At 66.4% G+C, this 20,458-nt stretch carries 21 protein-coding genes; 16 read left to right on the top strand and 5 right to left on the bottom strand.

From position 1 onward, the window contains the following. Positions 1-317: 317 nt before the first annotated feature. The 8 genes from QF030_RS00360 (at position 318) to QF030_RS00325 (ending at position 7,423) form a co-directional block, all read left to right on the top strand. On the top strand, positions 318-1,133 hold the full coding sequence (locus QF030_RS00360) for a GntR family transcriptional regulator (protein ID WP_307160633.1): 816 nt from the start codon (positions 318-320) through the stop codon (positions 1,131-1,133). Next, positions 1,133-1,912 carry a glycosyltransferase gene (locus QF030_RS00355; protein ID WP_307160632.1) on the top strand — a complete coding sequence of 260 codons (780 nt, stop codon included), beginning with the start codon at positions 1,133-1,135 and terminating at the stop codon, positions 1,910-1,912. The genes QF030_RS00360 and QF030_RS00355 overlap by 1 nt, the downstream gene beginning before the upstream one ends. Continuing rightward, positions 1,909-2,664 carry a glycosyltransferase family 2 protein gene (locus tag QF030_RS00350; protein ID WP_307160631.1) on the top strand — a complete coding sequence of 252 codons (756 nt, stop codon included), beginning with the start codon at positions 1,909-1,911 and terminating at the stop codon, positions 2,662-2,664. Before QF030_RS00355 ends, QF030_RS00350 begins: the two co-directional genes overlap by 4 nt. A gap of 355 nt (positions 2,665-3,019) precedes the next feature. Then, positions 3,020-3,364: a hypothetical protein gene (locus QF030_RS00345; RefSeq protein WP_307160630.1), complete on the top strand. Its 345-nt coding sequence runs from the start codon at positions 3,020-3,022 to the stop codon at positions 3,362-3,364. After that, positions 3,361-4,440: a helix-turn-helix domain-containing protein gene (locus QF030_RS00340; RefSeq protein WP_307160629.1), complete on the top strand. Its 1,080-nt coding sequence runs from the start codon at positions 3,361-3,363 to the stop codon at positions 4,438-4,440. Before QF030_RS00345 ends, QF030_RS00340 begins: the two co-directional genes overlap by 4 nt. A 29-nt stretch (positions 4,441-4,469) precedes the next feature. Then, positions 4,470-5,891: a replicative DNA helicase gene (gene dnaB / locus QF030_RS00335; RefSeq protein WP_307160628.1), complete on the top strand. Its 1,422-nt coding sequence runs from the start codon at positions 4,470-4,472 to the stop codon at positions 5,889-5,891. A gap of 134 nt (positions 5,892-6,025) precedes the next feature. After that, a complete protein-coding gene (tpg, locus tag QF030_RS00330; protein WP_307160627.1) occupies positions 6,026-6,577 on the top strand; it encodes a telomere-protecting terminal protein Tpg in 552 nt (183 codons plus the stop codon). 525 nt (positions 6,578-7,102) lie between these two features. After that, the gene (locus tag QF030_RS00325; RefSeq protein WP_307160626.1) at positions 7,103-7,423 is read left to right on the top strand and encodes a hypothetical protein; all 321 of its coding nucleotides are present in this window, start codon (positions 7,103-7,105) and stop codon (positions 7,421-7,423) included. 93 nt (positions 7,424-7,516) lie between these two features. On the opposite strand, the gene QF030_RS00320 is transcribed toward QF030_RS00325, so the two are convergent. Next, on the bottom strand, positions 7,517-7,903 hold the full coding sequence (locus QF030_RS00320) for a hypothetical protein (protein ID WP_307160625.1): 387 nt from the start codon (positions 7,901-7,903) through the stop codon (positions 7,517-7,519). Between the two features lie 22 nt (positions 7,904-7,925). Next, positions 7,926-8,737, bottom strand: a protein-coding gene (locus QF030_RS00315) for an IS5 family transposase (protein WP_373428702.1) whose coding sequence is annotated in 2 segments (ribosomal slippage) — positions 7,926-8,396 and positions 8,399-8,737 — 810 coding nt in all. Because the reading frame shifts where the segments join, the coding sequence is not laid out codon by codon here. A 612-nt stretch (positions 8,738-9,349) separates the two neighbouring features. Between QF030_RS00315 and QF030_RS00310 the strand changes: the two genes are divergently transcribed. From QF030_RS00310 to QF030_RS00285, 7 genes are all read left to right on the top strand, one after another. Continuing rightward, complete coding sequence (locus tag QF030_RS00310; protein ID WP_307160624.1) at positions 9,350-10,213, top strand: hypothetical protein; 864 nt, start codon at positions 9,350-9,352, stop codon at positions 10,211-10,213. 170 nt (positions 10,214-10,383) lie between these two features. Beyond that, positions 10,384-10,833, top strand: a complete 450-nt coding sequence (locus QF030_RS00305; protein WP_307160623.1) for a hypothetical protein — start codon at positions 10,384-10,386, stop codon at positions 10,831-10,833. Between the two features lie 53 nt (positions 10,834-10,886). Beyond that, the gene (locus QF030_RS00300) at positions 10,887-11,486 is read left to right on the top strand and encodes a hypothetical protein (RefSeq protein ID WP_373428701.1); all 600 of its coding nucleotides are present in this window, start codon (positions 10,887-10,889) and stop codon (positions 11,484-11,486) included. Then, complete coding sequence (locus tag QF030_RS40370; RefSeq protein ID WP_373428700.1) at positions 11,483-12,118, top strand: DUF721 domain-containing protein; 636 nt, start codon at positions 11,483-11,485, stop codon at positions 12,116-12,118. The genes QF030_RS00300 and QF030_RS40370 overlap by 4 nt, the downstream gene beginning before the upstream one ends. A gap of 34 nt (positions 12,119-12,152) precedes the next feature. Beyond that, positions 12,153-13,571: a replicative DNA helicase gene (gene dnaB / locus QF030_RS00295; protein ID WP_373428699.1), complete on the top strand. Its 1,419-nt coding sequence runs from the start codon at positions 12,153-12,155 to the stop codon at positions 13,569-13,571. Positions 13,572-13,871: 300 nt separating this feature from the next. Next, entirely contained in the window at positions 13,872-14,279 is a 408-nt protein-coding gene (locus QF030_RS00290) for a hypothetical protein (RefSeq protein ID WP_307160621.1), read from the top strand. Positions 14,280-15,062: 783 nt separating this feature from the next. Continuing rightward, positions 15,063-15,485, top strand: coding sequence for a helix-turn-helix domain-containing protein (locus QF030_RS00285; protein ID WP_307160620.1), 423 nt, complete (start codon positions 15,063-15,065; stop codon positions 15,483-15,485). 11 nt (positions 15,486-15,496) lie between these two features. Here the strand turns inward: QF030_RS00285 and QF030_RS00280 are convergent, their stop codons facing one another. Both QF030_RS00280 and QF030_RS00275 read right to left on the bottom strand, forming a co-directional pair. Then, positions 15,497-15,793 carry a hypothetical protein gene (locus QF030_RS00280; protein ID WP_307160619.1) on the bottom strand — a complete coding sequence of 99 codons (297 nt, stop codon included), beginning with the start codon at positions 15,791-15,793 and terminating at the stop codon, positions 15,497-15,499. Positions 15,794-16,292: 499 nt separating this feature from the next. Next, a complete protein-coding gene (locus tag QF030_RS00275; protein ID WP_307160618.1) occupies positions 16,293-17,579 on the bottom strand; it encodes an endonuclease domain-containing protein in 1,287 nt (428 codons plus the stop codon). A gap of 114 nt (positions 17,580-17,693) precedes the next feature. Here QF030_RS00275 and QF030_RS00270 point away from each other — a divergent pair, with 114 nt between their 5' ends. Continuing rightward, complete coding sequence (locus tag QF030_RS00270; protein ID WP_307160617.1) at positions 17,694-17,933, top strand: hypothetical protein; 240 nt, start codon at positions 17,694-17,696, stop codon at positions 17,931-17,933. A 92-nt stretch (positions 17,934-18,025) separates the two neighbouring features. Here the strand turns inward: QF030_RS00270 and QF030_RS00265 are convergent, their stop codons facing one another. Continuing rightward, complete coding sequence (locus QF030_RS00265) at positions 18,026-20,440, bottom strand: UvrD-helicase domain-containing protein (RefSeq protein WP_307160616.1); 2,415 nt, start codon at positions 20,438-20,440, stop codon at positions 18,026-18,028. Between the last annotated feature and the right edge of the window lie 18 nt (positions 20,441-20,458).

The following is a 20,458-nucleotide window of genomic DNA, read 5'->3' as shown; positions in this document are numbered from 1 at the left end:
GCCGGCCGGGATCGGGAGATCCTGACGGACAGACAGCGCAGCGCGCTGATTGGGGTGTTGCAGTGGATCTATTCGGTACAGGTGCCGTCGACCGGGGAGCGAGGCTCACCACTTGCCGCCACCCCCGAAGAGGCAGTTGGTCCTGCTGTTTCTTGAGCGGCTGCGTTGCCCACACTGAGCATGTGACGCCGCCACCTTCCCAGTTCGGCCAGGGCGTCCTAGGAAGGTGGGTAGAGATTGGCACGCCAACTCGCCGCCGTCAACACCTTCCTAGGAAGGTGTTGCTTCGGCTCAACTGATCTGCGAAGGTGTTGCTCATGACCAAGCAGCCCGCGACGGGAGCCCATGGCGGCGCGCAGAGAGTCGCCGAAGCGCTCATGGCGCAGATCCGGAGCGGCACCCTGCGCCCCGGCGATCAGCTGCCTACGATCGCCGCCCTTGCCGATGAGCACGGCGTAAATAAGAACACCGCGAGCAAGGCCGTCGTGAGCCTCAAGGCAACAGGTGTCCTCTCCGGACTCGCCGGAGGAAGTACCTGGGTACGCGTGCCACCCCCCAACAAGAGGCGCCACAACATCCGCTATCACTCAGAGAAGGAAGCAGTTCGGCTCCCTGAATCCGATCGCTCTGCGGCTGGCGTCTCTGAGGCCGACTCGGGTATTCCACTTAACGACCTGCACGAGGACACTGCCGACTATTCGGTGATCGAGTCGCCCAAAGAAATCGGGGAAGCGCTCGGAATCCCGCCAGGCGCTCCGGTTCTGCGCCGCGTCTACACCAGGCGGCACGCGCGAAAGGCAGGTGCCAGCCGATCCATCAGCTACATCCCCTATGACCTGGTACGTGGCAACCCCGAGCTGCTGGACTCCACGCGGGAGCCGTGGCCCGGAGGCACGATGCACCAGCTATACACCATCGGGGTGGAGCTGGACAGAATCGTTGATCACGTAACGGCAAGTATGCCCACGCCGGAAGAAGTCAGGGATTTCGATATCCCTCCCAGCGTCCCGGTCATCAGGATCCGAAAAGTGAGCTACTCGACGGATGACATTCCGGTTGAAGTGACCGATATCCCGATCCCAGCAGATCGAATCGAGCTGCTCTACACCACTCAGCTGGAGCGCTGGAAATAATGCCTCTTATCAGCATCATCACCCCTGTCTGGAATGGGGGGCACGATTACATCGGCGAAGCGTACGAATCGCTGTTTGCTCAATCCATGCCTCCAGGATGGGAGTGGGAATGGATCGTGCAGGAAGACGGACAGACGGGCTTCCTGCCTTCAATTCTCCCCGACGATAGTCGCGTTTCTGGAGGAACGAGTCGCCGCGGTGGCGCCGCCATGGCGCGCACTGTGGCGCTGGGGCGGGTCCGTGGGGATCTTGTCCGAGCGTTGGATGCGGACGACCTGCTGCCTCAGGGGGCACTCAGCCGTGCCATCGACACCCTGGCACGGCACCGTGACGTGGCCTGGTGTGTATCAGCCTGTCTTGATCTTCTGCCTGACGGTTCCATGCTCCCTGGTCCGCATGACCCTCCCACAGGCTTGCTGGCAGACGGGGTGATGCTGGCTGGCTATCAGGCGGGCCGGTTTCCCGTGGTCGGTACCACGATGACCGCGTACGCCGATCTAGTGGTCGCGATGGGGGGATGGCCTGCGGTCCCGGCCTCCGAAGACGTGGCGCTGCTGATGCTCTGTGAAGCTGTCTCGCAGGGCTGGATGATTGACGAGCCCGGGGCGATCTATCGAAAGCATCCGCAGCAGTCGACAGCTCAGCCAGCGCACTGGGACCCGGCCGAACGGGCAGCGCTAGATGAGGTCTTGCTGCCGCGGTTGAGTGCTCTACGCGGCTTGGGCTGGCGCTGGACTCCGGGACTGAGCGTGATGAACGAAGGGCGGGACGCCAGGTGAGCACCATCTCAGTCGTCACTCCCGTGCACGCCGAGAACGTGCAGTTCCTGCCGGCCGCCTACGCGTCGCTGAAGGCGCAGACCCTTCCTGCGGGATGGACTTGGGAATGGTGTGTGCAAGAGGACGGTGACCACGTCAGCGCCACTGCGCAAGTTCCTACCAACGACCCTCGGATTCGTGTCTCCGCCTCTCGGCGGGGCGGACCTCACGTCGCTCGGACGATGGCCCTTGCGCGTTCGTCGGGTAGCTACGTGAAGGTTCTCGACTCAGACGACCAGCTCACTCCGGGGGCTCTGGCACGCGACCTTGCTGCGCTGGAGGGAGACGCCGAAATCGGTTGGACCACGTCGCGCGTAACCGATCTGCTGGAGGACGGACGCACGCGCTCGTTCGAACTGGGCGACCCTCAGCCTGGTCGGCTACCGCGGGGAAGCGCCTACACCTTCTGGTCGGAGCACCAGCGTCCGCAGGTCCATCCAGCGTCGCTCTGCGCACGCCGTGAGCTGGTGGTCTTGCTCGGCGGTTGGATGGCCCTGCCAGCCTCTGGCGACACTGGCTTGCTGCTCGGGCTCGATGCCCTGACGCCTGGCCAGTTCATCGGCGAGGTAGGTCTCCTGTATCGCAAGCACGGCGGACAAATCACAAACTCCCCAGCTCACAAGGAGGGTGAGGAGTGGCGGGCACGAATGTCGCTGATCCGTGAGCGGACCGAAGCTCTCCACTCCTGGATGTCCGGGAAGATGCCCCAATGACTTGACGACCCAAAAAACTGAGGGCGGCCCGTCGCCACAACGGAACCGCCCTCGATCGACTCTCTGCCTACCAAGCTCTTGAGTCGTGTCCGGTGAGGTGACCTCGCCGGGGTGATGCCCGTAGGCCTCGCGGCCCCGGTAGTCACCTATACCAGAGTATGCGCAAGGAATTGCGCACGCCACTACTCCGGGTGTCCTGCTAGGTCACATGCGCCGGTCCCGGCTCCTCAACCTGGGGAGATGACCCCGTGCATAACCAGTACCACCTCACGCGCGCAGCGACTGACGCCACCATCCCAGCCGGCCGAGGGCCAGCCGAAACCACCCTCGCCCGCTGCTCGGCAGGGGCGCGCCGATGATCCAGCACATGCGCCTGGTGTTCCAGGCCGACAACCTGAGCGTCAGTGAGGGAGCGTTCCTCATGGCCTGCTGCCAGCATGCCGACGCCCGGGGTTACGTGTCAGAGCCCCTGCAGCTGCTCGCCGACGAAGCTCACATGCTGCTCCCTGCCGCCCAGGACACCGAGCAGCAGTTGATCCAGCGCGGTCTGCTGCTCTCGGCCGTGAGGACCGATCCTGCCAACGGGCAGCTGTCGGATCTGCGCCGAGTGGATCTGAGCCTGCTGGCTGACATACAGCGCACGTATATCGACTATGGACCGACGGACGCGGAGAGCTTCGCGCCGGGGGTGTCCTGGTGAGCTACCAGGCGCAGACGTGGGTCGACAAGGTCGGCATCACGCACTGCAAGAACGGCGGGGAGCTGCTCGTGCTCTTACGCGTGGCGAACCACACCAACGCCGCTATGCGCGGCTGCTACGCGTCGGCGGAGACGCTGGCGGGCGAGTGCCTGATGGGTGAGTCCACGGTGCTGAAGCATCTGCGGCGCCTGAAGGCCGACGGAGTGCTCGTGCCGGGTGACCCGAACCTGGTGAGCCACCTGAGGACGGATCGCCGCCCGCCTGTCTACGACCTCGCCGGCGGGCACGAATCGGGCTGCCTGGGAGGCCACAACGTGGACGACGTCTGCCGCATCCCAGCCACGGGTGTTCAGATTGAGCACCCGTCGAAACCGGCCCGCAGTACGGGTGCTCAGATCGAGCACCCGTCGAAAAAGCGCAGGTCGGCGGGTGCTCGATCTGAGCACCCGCCGAAGGAAGCCCCTGTCACGGGTGTTCAAATCGATCTCTCACGGGTGTTCAAATCGAGCACCAATAGTTGTAAGGATTTGAACTCTCTCTTCTCTGTTCCCACTGCTGCGTTCGGCGACCAACCGTCGCAGCAGCCCCACGAACGAGAGAGAGAGGCGGCTGCGCCGGAAAAACCGCCAGCGGAGGCCGTCGACAACAGCGAGGGCCAAGACTCCGCCGACGCGGTGATCGCCGCGTACATCCAGGCGCTGGGCAGACCTCTGCTGAACGGCAATAAAGAGGCGATGCGGGAGCAGGCACTGGAGCTGCTGGCAGCAGGACTGCCCGTGGGCTGGGTCGCGGACCGGGCCCGGGAGATGGCTGCCCGCCCGGAGTGGCGGGACCTGGTCAAGCACGCGGAGCGCTCACGTGTGCCCGTGCCCGGGCAGCGGCCCGCCAGCCGGAGGCCGGTACGCGAGATGTGCCGCAAGCCCGGCCACGGCGGCGGGGCCTTCCCTGCGGACGACTGCCCGCAGTGCGCGGTGGAGTCCCGGCCGCGCCGGGGAGGTCCCTCGAGGGTCGACACGGCCGCGCTCATCGGTCTGCTGCACGGCAAGCGGCCCGCCGGCGGCCAATCCGCTTCCTGACCTGAAACGGCTGGCGCCCGGGGCCTGGTTTGACCTCCCTGCCCCGGGCGCGACGGACCCCAAGGAGATCCGTGACCACCACCGTAGACACCGCCGCCGCCGATCTACCACGCCAGTCCGGTCCTCGGGACGCACTGGACCGGGTACCACCGCACGACCTGGATGCCGAGCAGTGCGTCCTTGGCGGGATGCTGCTGTCGAAGGACGCCATCGGCGAGGTGTCCGACACCCTGACTGCCCGCGATTTCTACCGCCCGGCACACGAGACGATCTACGCCGCGATCATGGACACCTACGCGGCCGGGGAGCCCGCCGACCCGATCACGATCGCGGCGGAACTGACCCGGCGCGGCGAGATCACCAAGATCGGTGGCGCGTCCTACCTGCATACCCTCGTGCAGACCGTGCCGACCGCCGCGAACGCCGAGCACTACGCGGAGATCGTCCACGAACGGGCCGTGCTGCGCCGCCTGACCGAGGCCGGCACCCGCATCGCGCAGCTCGGCTACGCGGGCGAGGGTGAGCTGGACGACATCGTGAACACGGCGCAGGCCGAGATGTACGCGGTCACCGAGGCCCGCGCCGTCAGCGAGCCCGGCAGCAGCATCGCGGCCATCATGGAGCGGGCCGTCGACCAGATCGGCACCCTCAACGACGGCGAGATTACCGGCGTGCCGACCGGCTTCACCGACCTGGACTCTCTCACCAAGGGCTGGCAGCCCGGCCAGCTCATCGTGCTCGCCGGACGTCCCGCCATGGGCAAGTCCACCGTCGCCCTGGACTTCATCCGGGCCGCCGCCATCAAGCACAGCCTGTCGGTGGCGCTGTTCTCCCTCGAGATGAGCGAGGACGAGATCGGCATGCGCGTCCTGTCCGCGGAAGCCCGGGTCGGGCTGCACCACCTGCGCGGCGGCACGGTCACCGAGGACGACTGGGCACGCATCGGCCGGCGCCTGCCCGCGATCGGCGAGGCCCGCCTGCACGTCGACGACTCACCGGGCCTGACCCTCGCGGACATCCGCACCCGCAGCCGCCGCGTCGCCGCCCGCGACGGCCTGGACATGATCGTCGTGGACTACCTCCAGCTCATCACCCCCCTCAGCAGGCGCGGAGCCTCCCGGCAGGAAGAAGTCGCCACGATCTCCCGCGGCCTCAAGCTCCTCGCCAAGCAGATGCGCGTCCCCGTGATCGCCCTGTCCCAGCTCAACCGAGGGTCCGAGCAGCGCCAGGACAAGCGCCCCCAGGTCTCGGACCTGCGCGAGTCCGGCGCCATCGAGAACGACGCAGACATGGTCGTCCTGCTGCACCGTGAGGACGCCTACGAGGAGGGATCACCCCGGGCGGGCGAAGCCGACATCATCATCGGCAAGCACCGCAACGGCCCCACCGCCACGATCACAGTCGCCTTCCAAGGCCATTACTCCCGCTTCGTCGACATGGCAGCGACCTGAACACCCAGCCCGCGCCCGTGAAGCGCGTCCAGCGCCCCGCACGGCGCCGATCCCCCCGCCAGTGACCCCGAGTTGCTTCAGGGCGGAGATTGGCCCCCATAGAGCTATACAGACGATCAAGAGAGGAGGCCGCGATGGGTCTCATCGGTGACGGCCTGGACCGGGCCGTGCAACAGGCGGACACCCGCCCCATCCCCAAGACCGCGGGTGCGCAGATGCGTTACCTGGTCAGACAGTTGGACGGCACCCGTGCGGTGGCCGGCCTGCTCGGCATCTCCCAGCGCACCGTCGAGCGCTATGTGCGCGGCCAGTTCAAGCACCCGCGCCCCGATCTCGCCGAACGTCTGGCCGACGCCGTCCGGGCCCGCTGGCAGCCGGGAGTCCGCGCCCGCGCCCGGAAGGCGGCCGCCACACAGGGAATCGTCATCGAGACCCGCGCGAGGTTCGGATTCACCGCGGCGCCTGGCACCACCGACGACGGACGCATGCGCCGTCTCACCCAGGCACTGCCTCCCGGGTACGCGGGCAGGCTCTTCTCTGCCCGCGAGCAGGGCGCGTCCGAGCGCGAACTCGAGCGGATCGCGGCGGAAGGACTGCAAGAGGTCTATTTCAAGGACGGCGGTCGCCGCGCCGGAGATCTCAGGGTCGAATTCACGGATATCGATTACGTCGAATTTGGATTGTGATTTCCTGTGCCGCGCCAGCTGCCGCGAGGTGTCGGTGAGCCGAAGCGCGATAGACGTCGCAAAAGCAAGGGGGTCGTCACCATGCCGGTATACGGTGGACGGTGTGCCTCATCTGCTGCTTCTGTAGAGCTTCACTGGCACGTGACCGCTCCATGTCCGGCGCGCCGCTTAGCGGTGAGGATCTGCCCGTCCGAGCGCCACAGGCGGCGGCGCAGCGCGCGGCGACTGCCCCGGAACCCGGCCCGGCGGGGGTGGGACAGTGCGAGCGTGCGCATCATGCGTCCGGGCGCGCAGCACCCCGGGCACGCCCTCGGTGGCGCGGCGATCGGACCCCGGCCCGCTGCTCCCAACTGCGGCTGATCCTGATAGCGGCAGGTTGAGATCGGGGTTCTGGACTATCTGTGAGTCGTCTCGGACCGCGAGTGAATAGTTGCCCAATTAACGAATTCTCCAGGTTGTGGCCTTTCGGGAGCGGAGGTAGTTTGATATTGACTGAATAGCGAGAAAGGGAGCGAGGAGCCTGTAATGCCAAGAAACGTTGTAGGTAACTGGGATATCGCCCAGAGCAACGGCTTCATCCTTCACGTGCAGATCGACAATGAGGACGAGCACGGCTTGCTCAGGGGGAAGGTCAACGTCCACAACAAGGCGGGTTTCACGGACCTGCAGGACGCCAGGGTGACAGACACTGACATCACCTTCCTGATGCCGCCGGGACGGTACACCGGTCGCTTCGATAGCCAGGGGCGCCTTACGGGCGATACTTTCCAAGAGGGGCGCGCCGACAAACAGGCCACATGGAACGCTCCGAACCAAGTCTTCATCGACTTCATTTACAGCGGCTAACACAATGAGGCGGATGGCTCCTGATAGGAGCAATGGTGGAGCGAGTTGTGCGTTCGGCTGGGAGTGAGGGTCCCCGCCTGTCGGGAGTGATTGCTACTTCTCGTGCGTACTCCGCGCTCTACCCCGCTCAGCACGGAACTCGTCCAAGAGGGAGAAGAACATTTCCATCGGTGGCATACCCGCAGACTCGGCTGCCCGTTCGATCTCGACAGCCCAGCCCAGGTTGCTGGGGTACGCCATGTTCATCCGCTTCCACAGCCACTGGGAGAAGGGGCCGCTGTTCCAGAAGTCAAAACTTTCATCGCTGTCGTGGATCTCGCAGGCGACTGCGTAGCCGACAAGCATGGAGTCCAGATGCTGAAGAGAGCCGCGGCGAACCCACATTCCCGGGCGGAGCCTCACCTGGTCCAGGAACTCGTGGACATCACGCAGTTCTCGCGGCTTGCGTGGCCCGGGCCTGCCAGCCGCCATCTCAGTCATACCTACAGCTTACTGACAACAGCTAACACAGGAAGCGAATCTGTCGTTGGGTGATGAGGCAGCACGCGAGTTTGAGGAACGCTTCGTGGATGTCGGCTCTGCGTTCCCATCGGATCCGAAGACGTCGGAAGCCGTGCAGCCAGGCGAAGGTCCGCTCGACCACCCAGCGGTAGGTGCCCAGTCCGGTGCCGTGCCGGGTGCCGCGGCGGGCGATCGCGGGCACGATGCCGCGGGCGCGGACCTGGTCACGGTAGATGTCGTGGTCGTAGCCGCGGTCGGCAAACAATGAGTCCGGTTTGCGGCGGGGACGGCCGACCCGGCCGCGGACCGGCGGGATGGCGTCGAGCAAGGGCAGGAGTTGGGTGACGTCATTGCGGTTGCCGCCGGTCAGCAGGACGGCGAGCGGGGTGCCGTGCCCGTCGGTGATCAAGTGGTGCTTCGAGCCGGCCCGGCCTCGGTCGACCGGCGAGGGGCCGGTGTGCAACCCCCTTTTAAGGCTCTGACGTGGGAGGAGTCGACCACGCAGTGGGACCAGTCCAGCCGGGAGGCCGCGTTAAGCTCGGCCAGCAGGACCTCGTGCAGCCGCTGCCATACTCCGGCCTCGTTCCAGTCCCGCAGACGGCGCCAACACGTCATGCCCGAGCCGAAGCCGAGGTCCTGAGGCAGGTACTCCCACTGGATCCCGGTGTGCAGCACGTACAAGATCCCGCACAGCACATCCCTGTCTGGCAACGGCTTGCGGCCCGGATACCGGAACCTGCGGCCTCGCTGCGGCAGCAACGGCTCCAAGCGATCCCACAGCTCATCCGACACGATCCACGGTGACGTCCCCACAGAGGACCGAACGCTCAACTCTCGCCCTGGACACGGCAACCAGGAGCGATCCACCTCATTGTGTTAGCCGTTGTTAGAACTCGTAACACGATCTTGCGGGCGTGCAGCGGCCTGCGCTGACATCCTTGGCTACATGGGCTATTGCCCGTGGGCTGGGGGTGTGGGGTGGACAGTGCGGCTGTGACGGTGAGCGTTCGTCGGCCAGATGGCCCTCCCGCCGAGGACGAAGAGTCGGATTGTGATTTCTGTGCCGCGCCAGCTGCCGCGAGGTGTCGGTGAGCCGAAGCACGATAGTCGTCACAAAAGCAAGGGCGTCGTCGCCATGCCGCTATACGGCGGACGGTGTGCCTCATCTGCTCCTTCTGTAGAGCTTCGCTGACACATGACCGCTCCAGTGTCCGGAACTCCCCATGCTGTCAGCCTGGATCGGGGCCAGTCAGCCCGAAGAGGTCGGCGGTGACCGCCTCTGGCGGTGCCAGGGGCAAGCGAAGGCATGCAACTATCGCCTCTGCCTAGGGCCCGCCGAGGAGACCCTCGGTGCGGTCCCAAGCGAGCAACCCGCTCGGAGGCAAATCTGTCGAATGTGATCGCACGTGCCGCTACCGTTTCGCGATGACAACCACGCCCCGCCCACGCTTCTCGGTCCGCGTCGGCCTCGCCGAACCCGAATTCGACGGGCCGTTCGAGGGCATACCCCCGCACCTCACCGGGCCACTGCAAAAGTGGGTGGAACAAGCCCTCTTCATCGGGAGTGGCCGATACGACGAAGCCACAGCGCAGCTCCTGTGCGTGCAGGTGCGGATCCCCGTGCTGCGCGAGCGCGCCGGGATATTCCCGTACACGAAAACCCTCACGAGCAGCACCGGGGACACCCTGCTTGACATCGTCGACGCGCTGCTCGGCTACTGGTTCGAGGTGGAGGCGGACGGATCTGTCGAAGCTCTTGATCTGCTCCTTAGCAAAGGTGGGTCCGCCTACCGGGTCACGGACATGGAGGACGGGCTGGAAGAAAGGGTGGCCCCGGCCGTCCGGGACGCGGTGAGGCAGACCATCGTTGAGGCCGCAGACCAGCAGTCTGCCGGCTCTGCGGCCGACCACCTGGAGGCGGCGTGGAAGGCGGCGTACGGACGCGGCCCGGACGCGGTGCGCGCGTATAGCGAGGCGATCAAGGCGGTGGAGTCGGCGGCGCATGCGGTCGTTCAGCCGAACAATGCCAAGGCCACTCTCGGCACCATGCTCGGGGAGATCAGGAACGCCCGGCATAAGTTCACCGCCGCGATCCCCACCCCGGTGGGCGGCGACCCGATCGCCCCGGCCGAGGCGATGATGCGCGCACTGTGGGATGGGCAGACCTCCCGGCACGGCGCTCGGACCGCGACCGTGCCCGAGACCCTGGAGGCGGCCCGCGCGGGAGTCCACCTCGCCGCCACCCTGGTGCAGTGGTTCATCTCCGGAGCCGTAGTCCGCACACCCTGACCAGGCGAGGATGCCGCCTCCGGGTCGCGGCTGGTCGGCTGCACCAGCGAGCCGGATGAGCGACTGTCGGTATGTCAGTTTGTGGCGCTAGCCTGGGATTTGCTGCCTGTGGGGCGAGCCGCGCCCGGCCAGGTGGCTGTCGTCCATCACGCATCGGAGGCTGAGCGGACGTGGGAGTTCCTTCCCAGCATGGGCCGGGCGACGACCTGGTGCCGGCGTGGGGGCGCAAGCTGACCGTGCCTTGTGCGCACTGCGGTCTGGCGACGCAGCGTCACCGCACCCTGGACTTCGACGGGGTGAACATCTACCGGCCCCAGGCCGGCCCCGATCCCGCCCGTGTCATCGAGGGGGAGGAGCCCCCGGTGGAGCAGGCGTGGATCGCTCTGATGCCGGGGGACTATCCGGCCCGTCTCTTCGCCGACACCGAGGTCTACCATCTGGTCGGCGGGGTTGCGTGGCCAGGACCTCATCACCGTGACTACGGCAGTGCCAAGGTGGTCCATGACGCCTGCTGCCCTGGACTGCACGATACTCAGCCGGCCACCAGCCGCGGTGCCGGTGAATTGTGGCGTGCGATGCGGCTGAGGCTGGCCCGTAGCAGCGCACACCCCGGCAGATGATCACGCGCATAACTTGGGCCACGACAGTCGGGCTCTGCGCAACCGTTGCACGCATGAAGGAGACCTCTGTGAATCACGCCCAGCTCGTCGCCCTGGGCCGTTCCCTTCGTGTCGCTGGCGAACACGGGCAGCGCCTTGAGGACCAGGACAGCGCCGCCAGCACGGAGGAGATCCGCCGGGACCTCGAACGCGCCCTGGTCCTGCTGAACGACGCCATCACCGCGGCCAAGCCGACCACGCGTTGCCCGGAGCACCCGCACGGCCCCGTCGACGCGGACGCCGCTGACCTGTGTCTGCTGTGCGAAACCCGCCGCCGGGCAGGACTGCGGACACCACGCCCACGCTCCGGGCACGAACCCCCGCACACGGAAGCCGATGCGCCGCCCTCCCGCGTGCAGTCCCGCCACGGCATCCACGCCGACCAGCCCGAGCCGAAGAAGCGCTGGATTCCAGAAATGTGGAACGGGCAGATCTGGCAGGTGTGCGGCACGCCGCGCCTGAGCGAGCAGGAAGCCGAACGGCACCTGACGCAGCTGCGCCAGGGCCCTGATGCAGCCTCCGCCTACCGGCTGGTGTACGCCTTCACCGACCATCACGTGCAGCGGGTCTGGGGAACAGCCACGTTCACTCCGCGCCAGCCGTTCGACCAATGACAGCCCCGCCGCCGCCCTCTTCCCCTGAGACCGATCTCGCCCGGATAGCGCTGAGGCGCGCCAGAGAGGACGCCAGACGCTACCGCTTCACCAAAGCCACCGAGAGTGCGCGCCACCGGACACGGCGAGGGCGTACACGGTCGGTGCCGCTCGGGCAGGTTCTGCTGGAAATGCTCACCGAACGCGGCCTGTGCCACCCAGTCGGGGCTTCCGTGCTGGCCCAGTGGCCATCCGTGGTCGGACCCGACGTCGCCCAGCACGTGATCCCGGTCGGATTCGATGAGCACACCGGGACCCTCACGCTGCACGGCGCATCGTCGGCATGGCTCACTAGCTCCGGCTCCTGGAAGACGCGTTGCTGCAGCGCCTCAACGCAGAATTCGGTGCCGGCAGCATACGCAAGCTCCGCATTACCAAAGGGGACGTCCCGCGCATGCCACGGCCTGCAGCTGCGCCGGAGGGTGAACGCGCTGTCGTACCGAGGCTGCATACGCCGCTGCCCGATCTTGATATCGAGGCGGCCGGATGGCACCAAGCTCAACGCATGCCGCGTGAGCCGGCCCACCAGGCGAAGGCCTGACGCGGGCTGCATGTCGGTGCTCGGGGCCTTCAGCGGGCCCACATGCAGCTGATGGCCACAGCGAAAGCGCCCTGCCGGGGCGGGCCATGGATACGCTGGCCCGGCGCCCTGGGGGAGCGGGTCGCAAAGATCAATCGGGCAACAAGGGGGAGAGCCTGGTGACCGTTGAGGACGCCGACGCTGCACTGCACCATCCGCACGACCTGCACGCCGAGAAGGCGGTGCTCAAGGCGATGCTGCAGTCCAAGGACGCGATAGCCGACATCGTCGACGTCCTGGGCGGCCATGACTTCTACCGGCCGGCCCACGACCTGATCTACACCACAGTCCTCGAGCTGTACGGCAGTGGCCAGTCTGTCGATCCTCTCAACGTTGCCGCCCATCTCACGAAGCAGGACCGGCTCGAGGAGATCGGAGGGTCGGCCTACCTCACTGCGCTGATGGCGGGCCCCTCCCCGTCCAAGAGCTGGATGGCCGAAGCCGAGCGCGTCCAGAGCGCGGCCATGCTGCGCCGCACAAAGATCGCCGCCATCCATATCGAGAACATGGCCTCGGATGCGGGGCCCGAGGCCGCCGACCGCATCGCCGACCAGGCCCAAGCCGAGATCTTTGCCGCGACCACGAGACGGCGCCTGCTGCCGCCGGCCAGTTCCCTCGGGGACGTCATGGAAGAAACCCTCGACTGGATCGAGGCTACCGGCGGCCCTGAGGCAACCCTGCCCGGCGTACCAACCGGCTTCACCGACCTGGACTCCCTCACCGGCGGACTCCACCCCGGTCAGCTCATCGTGATCGCCGCACGCCCCGCCATGGGCAAGTCCACTCTTGCCTACGACTTCGTCCGCTCAGCCGGCATCAAGCACCAAATGCCCTGCGCCATCTTCACCCTCGAAGCCGGACGCAACGAGGTCGGCATGCGGCTGCTGTCCGCAGAGGCCCGCGTAGCGCTGCACCACATGCGGTCCGGCACCATGACCGACGAAGACTGGACGCGGATGGCCCGCCGGATGCCGCAAGTCAGCGCTGCACCGATCTACATCCAGGACGGCGCCTACTCCAACCTCCACGACCTGCGCGCCCACTGCCGCTACCTGCACGCCAGGAACGGCATCCGGCTCATCGTCGTCGACGCCGTACACATGCTTACCTACGGCACGCGCCCCCTAGGAAACCGCTACGAGGAAATCTCCGAGATCGCCCGCTGCCTGAAACTGCTGGCCAAAGAACTACAGCTCCCCATCGTTGCCATCTCCACCCTCAACCGCGGCCCGGAACAACGCATCGACAAAAAACCGCTGCTCAACGACCTACGTGACTCCGGCGCCCTCGAGGACAACGCCGACGTCGTCATCTTCATTCACCGTGAAGACGCCTACGAGAAGGAATCACCCCGCGCCGGCGAGGCAGACCTGATCGTCGCCAAGCACCGTCATGGCCCCACCGCCACCATCACGGTCGCCTTCCAAGGCCACTACTCCCGCTTCGTCGACATGGCCCAGACCTGACGCGACCTCCTTTCATGAGTCAGCAACCAAGCCGCCATCCGCCTTCGATCTGGAGCGGCGGCCCGGGTAGGTGCGCCGCTCCGTCTCCAGCTCGGCTGGCCGGTTGAGACCACCCGAGGCGGCCGCCGAGTCTTCAGGGTGCGAGACGGGGAGCCGGCGCCCGAGACGACGATGATCTCAGCCAACACAGACAGCGAATCGGGCAGTTCTGCCCATCAGCGGTGTGTTCCTGCACCAACACCGTGATGATCGGCGGCGCTGGTCTGGTTCAACCACCACTTTCTCGGGAGGCAGCCGCCTGTGACCGAACCAATCACTCTCGCCGACGACACCGACCTCGCCCACCTGATCGACCTGCTCGACATGCTGAGGGGGCCAGAGACGGCCTCCCTCTGGGGCGAGGTCGACCACAGCATCGGACAGAAGTTTGCCTCCAGGCTCAGGCCCATCCTCAACGGCCAGGGCCGCGCGCAGGACGTGGACTACCTCGCGGTGTACGTCCTCAAGTACCTCGGAAAGGGCAACACGCACATCCCAGAAGAGCAGATCACCGAGTGGCTGCGCGGGGTGAGCGGCCTCCCTGCTGCGGGGCATGCGTGGGTGGAGGACGCCACTCGGACCGCGTGGACGCTAGTCACCCGGTACAGCCTGCCGCGCTGGCGTGGTCACCGTGGCACTCCTGGGCAGGACTGGGTATCGGCTCGCTAGGAGCTTGCGCCTTGTGCAGGTGGGCCCCCGAGCCAGTGCGCAGTTCGGAGCTCACCTGCACAAGGATTTGCCCAACGACGGCCGCAGTGCCGAAGGGCTCACGGCCGAATCCACGGACATTGATTACATCGAGTTCGGGCTGCAATGACGTCAGGCGGGCCGGTCCGTGCCTGGACCGAGCAGGCGCCGCTGGCTGGCTGGCTCCAGGATTTCAGCGATGACGGATGGTGGTTGGACGACGGCTCGCTCAGCTGCGGTTCCCGCTCGAGCGGCGGCGCTGTCGGGGACGGCGGGAAGGGGCTGGGGGCCGGTGCCCAGAGGGCGGCGGGGGGCGCTCACTGCCTCATCTTGGCAGGTCTCGTGCCTGGCGGAGAGCGTTATGAGCACGACGTCGTCCTGCTAGAGGGACCCTAGGAGAGTTCTCCGTTTAGAGTTCACAGATCCCTGAGAGGCGGCATCCGGCAGCGATGAAGTCCGATCCCGAGATGCGGATAGCGTGATCAGGTACGGCCGCGCTCTCCGGGTGGCCGACGCGTCCGATGAGAGCAAGCCCGCCCAGCCGTGGCACTCCGCTAGTCCGCTGAGGCAAGCAGAGCTGCCCACTCCGCGACAGTCAGAGGGCCCCTCGATCGAGAGATCCTCAGGGGTGTCGCATACGATAAAACCCCTGTTCAGGGACTTTTCCAGATGAGGAAACGAGCCGCAGGGAGCGCGATGAGCCTAGCGTATGTGTAACTTATTTGATACACTCTACGTGGTCGGCAAAGGAAGAGGGAGGCAGCAATGACTACGGAGCATGGCGCTTTCTGGGACGACCTTGCCGAGGACTTGCAGGACCCTGAGTTTCTCCGCCACTACGTCGTTGAGTCCATGCGTATCGCCACAATCGACCGGATCGTGAACGCGCTGGACGAGGCACGTGATGCGGCAGATCTCTCCAAGGCTGCACTGGCCCGAGCAATCAGTGCGGAGCCCGCTGTCGTGCGGCGACTGTTCTCAGCGGGACACGTCAATCCGACGCTGGGCACTCTGGCCGAAGTGGCAGCAGCACTAGGGATGCGAATCACCCTTGAGCCGCTTCCAGCAGCTGAACGGAAGTCGGTCACCGACCCGCTGCTGGAAGGACGGGCGGCGGATCCTCGTGGGCTCGCGAAGCACCTCAGTGAGCTGCGGCGTTCTAAGTCCCGCTCCAGTGCCGCCGCTTAGCCAGACGTAGTTCACTGCGTCGAGCGGGGGTTGCGCTTCCGGTACTCCTCGCCAAGATTTCGTACCGACTGGTAGTCACCGCTCGACAGGACGGTACGGAAGGGCTTGTCTAGCCCAGTGATCACAACCAGCAGCGGCTTTTCGCGTCCTTCCGCTTCGTAGTCGAGCAAGCAGAACAAGCGGTAGTGATGGCGGCCGGGTCCGTTTACGCGGACCTCGTACCAACCAGCCATGTCTCCCCGCATCGCTTCCCAATACCCACCGCCGGCGAAGCGCTTTGGCGGGGCAGCGGCCACCTCGGCGAGCACCACACGCATAGTCGCGCGAACCTTGGCCGGGCACACATTGCGCATAAATAAACGCCCTGGAGTCGTCTGCAGGGGGTCGTCGTCGGGGTGGCGCTGAAAGTAGACGACCTCGTGCGCATCGTCGCTGGAAGGGCGGGTTCGTATCTGCGGTTTGGTTGGAGCCCGTGGCGAGGACCGTCGACGGTCACGTGGATCTGGAGTCACAAGTCAGATCATTTCGCAGAAGCCGACGCTACGGGGCGTCTTGTTTGCTTTTGGTCAACAGACCCACGGCGCGGCGGCAGTCCCCGCTTCGGCATCACCAAGAGCAGCACGCCCCCACAGCGTCCAGCAACAGCGCTGGCGAGTCTGCCAGCTGCGCGAGCGCGCCAGGGCCTGCAAGAGGCCCTGGAACTGATGCCGACGGCCAGGGAGATCCAGCAGCAGCTGCCCACCTGCGCAGGGACACGTAGCCGCGCACCGGGCGATGGTTCGGGGCTTGCTCGCGTGTCCGCAATTTTCACGCGGGCCATGTTGTGCCCGATGCGGTACGCGCGGCCGGCACTACGACGTCTGGCTGTGGGGCGGCGAGCGCCTGATCGGCGAAGCCTCGTACGAGCGCCGCGGTCTCGGGGACTGTGACGTCCTTCGTCCACGTCTCACTGTGCCACCAGCACTCCAGCTCAAAGCGGTGCGCGCCGTGGGCGAGTTTCACGTGCCGGACCGACGGTCGGCGCTTGCAGCGGCGCCCGCGGTGGCGGTGGTGCTCGGTCGCCTCCAGACGCTTCTGGACGATAGCGACGTGGTACCTGCCGGGCAGGGTGCGCCGTTCCAGGCAGCCGCGGCACTCCAGCAAGTGCAGCGCGGCGCCCTCCTTGCCCTCAAGGAAGTAGCGCGGGAGGCTCTTGCCCTCGAAAGTGTTGCAGCTGCCGCATAGAGGCCCGCGCAAAAAGCCGTGGTCGTGGCAGTGGTCCCAGACCGCCGCCCGGGTCTCCGCGCACAGGCAGCACAGGTAGTCGTCGGCGCGGGTGCCGCGCACGCGGGGCGATTCGTACAGCACGCCGCGCAGGTGACCGCCATAGCGCTGGAAGGCGGCTCCCGAGCACGGCGGGCACAAGGTGACGTAGCCGAGCGGGCTCTGCGTACGCCAGCCACCCCAGCGCGGCCCTTGAGCAGCACAGCCTTTGCAGATCCGGGCCTGGGCGACCAGGCCCTCCTCCACCTTCTCCCAGCGGTCAAGGAGTGCGGCGTAGGCTCTCGGCAGGAACAGACTGCCCCCGGCGGAGGTGATCAGGTCCAGCGGCCGGGTGTTGGCGATGTTCTCCCGGAGCCGGATTCCGCTGCGTGCCCCGACAAATTCGTCCCACGTCAGCTCGCCGGGCAGCCCGCTGGCGCCGAGGTGCTTCCAGCTGTCGTCCCACTCTTCGTAGGGCCGCCCCTCCTGGTGCTTGTCGCGGGCCTGCCAGAACATCCAGGACGCAATTTGCTGCCGCCAGTCGGCCCGGCCCCGGTGCTCCGGGTCCTGCTCGCCGTGGTCGAGGTAGGCGGGCAGCTGCACCTCCACGACGTCGCCGGCGTCCAGCTGGAAGTTCGCGAACGCATGGGCGGCGTGGCGGATGTCGCGTTCGTTGTACGTCCACTTCGACTTGTTCTTGTAGCAGTGCAGCGCGATGTCGCCGATGAGGACATGGTTGTGTCGACGCAGTTTCACCATGTGTAAGAGGTCGTCCAAGTCCAGTGGGACGGCAGAACCGGCGGAGATCTCCGCGAAGTAGGTGCGGGCGAGTTTGGGGCTGATCTGAGCCATGGGCGGATGGTGCCAGCAGGGTCTGACATCGCTCGTACCGCGATCGAACGCGTGAGCGGAGTTGCGAACAGTGGTGCGGGATCGAGTTCATGACCAGCGATAAGCTCACATCTCATGACCGATGATCTCCAGGCCCAACTCGCAGACTATGACCGGGCTGTGGCCTTGGCCAACGAGACCTATCGGGGCATGAGCTCCGACGAGCGCACGGTCCGAGCCGTCGCCGGACAGCAACTTACGGAACACGCCCCGAGCGACCGCACCGATCCGACCTGCACCGGATGCGAGGGGGCACCCTGGCCCTGCACCACTGCCCTGGGCGCCATGAAGTACGTTGATCCGCGCTGGAACTGAGGGAAACGCACTCTGCGCTCTCGATAATGCTCCTTCTCCCGGCCGACCATTGATCGCTTCCTCCGGCACGGGCGAAATCGCCAGGCCCGTGGTCAGCTTTTCTGCGACGGCGTCGGGCGCTGTGGCCGGCGAAGGTGGTCTCGCAGCAGTGTGCGTAGCTGGGGCAGTGGAACACGGGCGCCCAGAGCATTGAGGAATTCCGGGACGTCCCATGTGATCAGGGCGCCCTGGCGGGAAAGGTAGAGGCCCACCTGGTCGATGCCGTAGGCGTTGTCGTAGTCGAGCAGCAGGTATCCGGCGAGCTGTTGTACGGCTGAGCGGTTGATCGTGTGAGGGCGGGTGGTGGCCTTGCAGTCGATCAGCAGTCCGCCGACGATGAAGTCTGCATCAGCCCCGCCCAGGTCGGCACTGCCGGCGAACACCGGCCCGCACACCCGCTGTCTGTCCGGCAAGTCCCTGAACGGTGCGAAAGGTTGCTCGGCCAGCTCCATCTGCTCGGAGATGTCCTCCAGCACGTAGGCCGGCACCGCCGCGGTCAGGTGATCCACGGTGGTGTGCGCGTCGGCGAGGGCCAGCAGGTTGCGGCGCCGGGAGAAGACGCCATTGCGGTAGATGGCCTCGTAGAACCCGGCTACGTGACACAACCGGGTCAATTCCTCCTCGCCCAGTGCAGGCCCTCCTTCGAGGTGGTTCTGGAGTCGGGCAAGCAGGTGGGTGCCGGCTGTATGCAAGGTCTCACGCACCTCAGGGGCGGGAGCCCCCTCGATCGGGAGCCGGCTGCCGAGTAGCCGAATGCCCGACGCGACCGCGCCTCCAGGGCCGCAGCCGAGACTGAGCCGGAGGCGGTAGTCGATGGTGTGCCCCAGGGCCGAATAATCGGGGCGCCGCTCATCCATGGGCTGCACCGCGGGCGGAAGCCCCCGCGAGCGGTCCAGGTACGCGCCGAGCACCCGCTCGGGGCGCGGCAGATGCTGGTTCAGAAAGACGGACATCGGCGAGCGAGGGTACTGGAGCTGTCCGGTCAGCGGCAGCGCGGCCAGGGGCACGCCGTCCGGGGTACTGGTCACAGTTGCGCGCGAGGCATGCCGGATCTGGGCTTCGGCCCACTGGATCCCCGTTGTATCCAGCACCTCGCGAGCCCGCGTCACCGCCACGTAAATCAGGCGCGCTTCCGCCGGATGCACGCCTCGTGCCGCCGCTTCCTCCGCAGGTGGCGTGAATCCGGCCCCGATCCGCACCCTCCTCCACTCGCGGCCCTTGGCCTTGTGCACCGTCGACACCACCACTCGCGCCTGGTCCTCGTTGACCATGCGCTTCACGGCCGCGATGATCTGCTGCGGCCCGTAGGTATCGACCAGCTCCACGATCGCCTTCAGCTCCGCTGCCGCGGAGTCCTGCTCCGCGTACTCCTGCACCTCACCCCAGGACGAGAACAAGAACAGCTCATGGTGCGAGGTCCGCCGGCCCGCCTGCAGGTCGATCGCCGCCTCAGCGATCGTCAACAGCGGCTTACTGCCCCCGGCCAGCGCGACCGGCACCCCCTTCTCGAGGAAGCCCAGCACCTCAGCGAGTGCGTCGGCGTTCCCCCGGCACAACACCGCATCGGGGACCTCGACCCGCCCCAGTCCCGAGGCACCACCGGCATGCCCGGTCAGCTGCATCGTCGACAAGGCAGCCCGCAACCACCGATTCGCCACCTCCGCGATCGCCGGTCCGAACCTGAACGACTGCGTCAACTCCAGCTGCTGCCCGGGAAAACCGCTCATGATGTCCTTGGCATGCCGCCAGTCATAGATCTGCTGTGCCGGATCCCCGACACACACGCGCTGCGCATCCTGCGCCAGGAAAATTTCCTCCAAGACCGGGTTGGTGTCCTGCGCTTCGTCCAGCAGCACGAAGTCCGCAGGCAGTCTCGGCCGCGTCAGCGCCCACATCTTGAGGTAGTGATCGTGCTGGAACGGCAGCTTTCCCTGAAGCGAGCAGATGTCGTCCCACGCCCACCGCGCCCTGCTCAGCAGCACCTGCGCCAGATACTGCGCCCCCTGGTCATCCAGTCCGTTCACCGGGCCCAGATGCCGGGCTGCCACCTGCTGATCCGTGCTGTAGCAAAAACGCCGGACCATCTCCATCACCAGCCGCGCCTGCGTCGTCGCCCTCAGCCGCCTCTTGCCCACGGCCAGGTCGCGGTCCAGCCCCAGCAACTGCGCCGTACGCTTCAACGGCATGTGGCGCGAGCCATCGAGCCGGTCTTGGAACTGGCGACCCACCGCCCGGTGCGCCAACGAGTGCGACGTACGGCACTCCACATTCCTCCCGAAGCGGCTCTTGGCTTCGTCGGCGATCGGCTTGTTGAAGGCCACGTACAGGCCCCGGCCACGCGTTGCCGAGCCCATCATCACCAGCGTCGAAGTCTTCCCTGTACCGGCGCCGGCCACCAACGCCAAGTCTTGGCCTGCGGCAAACGCCTCCCGGGCCGCTTCCTGCTCAGCCGTCGCCCGCAAAGCCACACCGCACATCCCTTCCAC

The organism is Streptomyces rishiriensis (assembly GCF_030815485.1).
Taxonomy (GTDB): domain Bacteria; phylum Actinomycetota; class Actinomycetes; order Streptomycetales; family Streptomycetaceae; genus Streptomyces; species Streptomyces rishiriensis_A.
The sequence above is the reverse complement of the archived record's forward strand: the minus strand, read 5'-3'. Positions and strand labels throughout refer to the sequence as shown.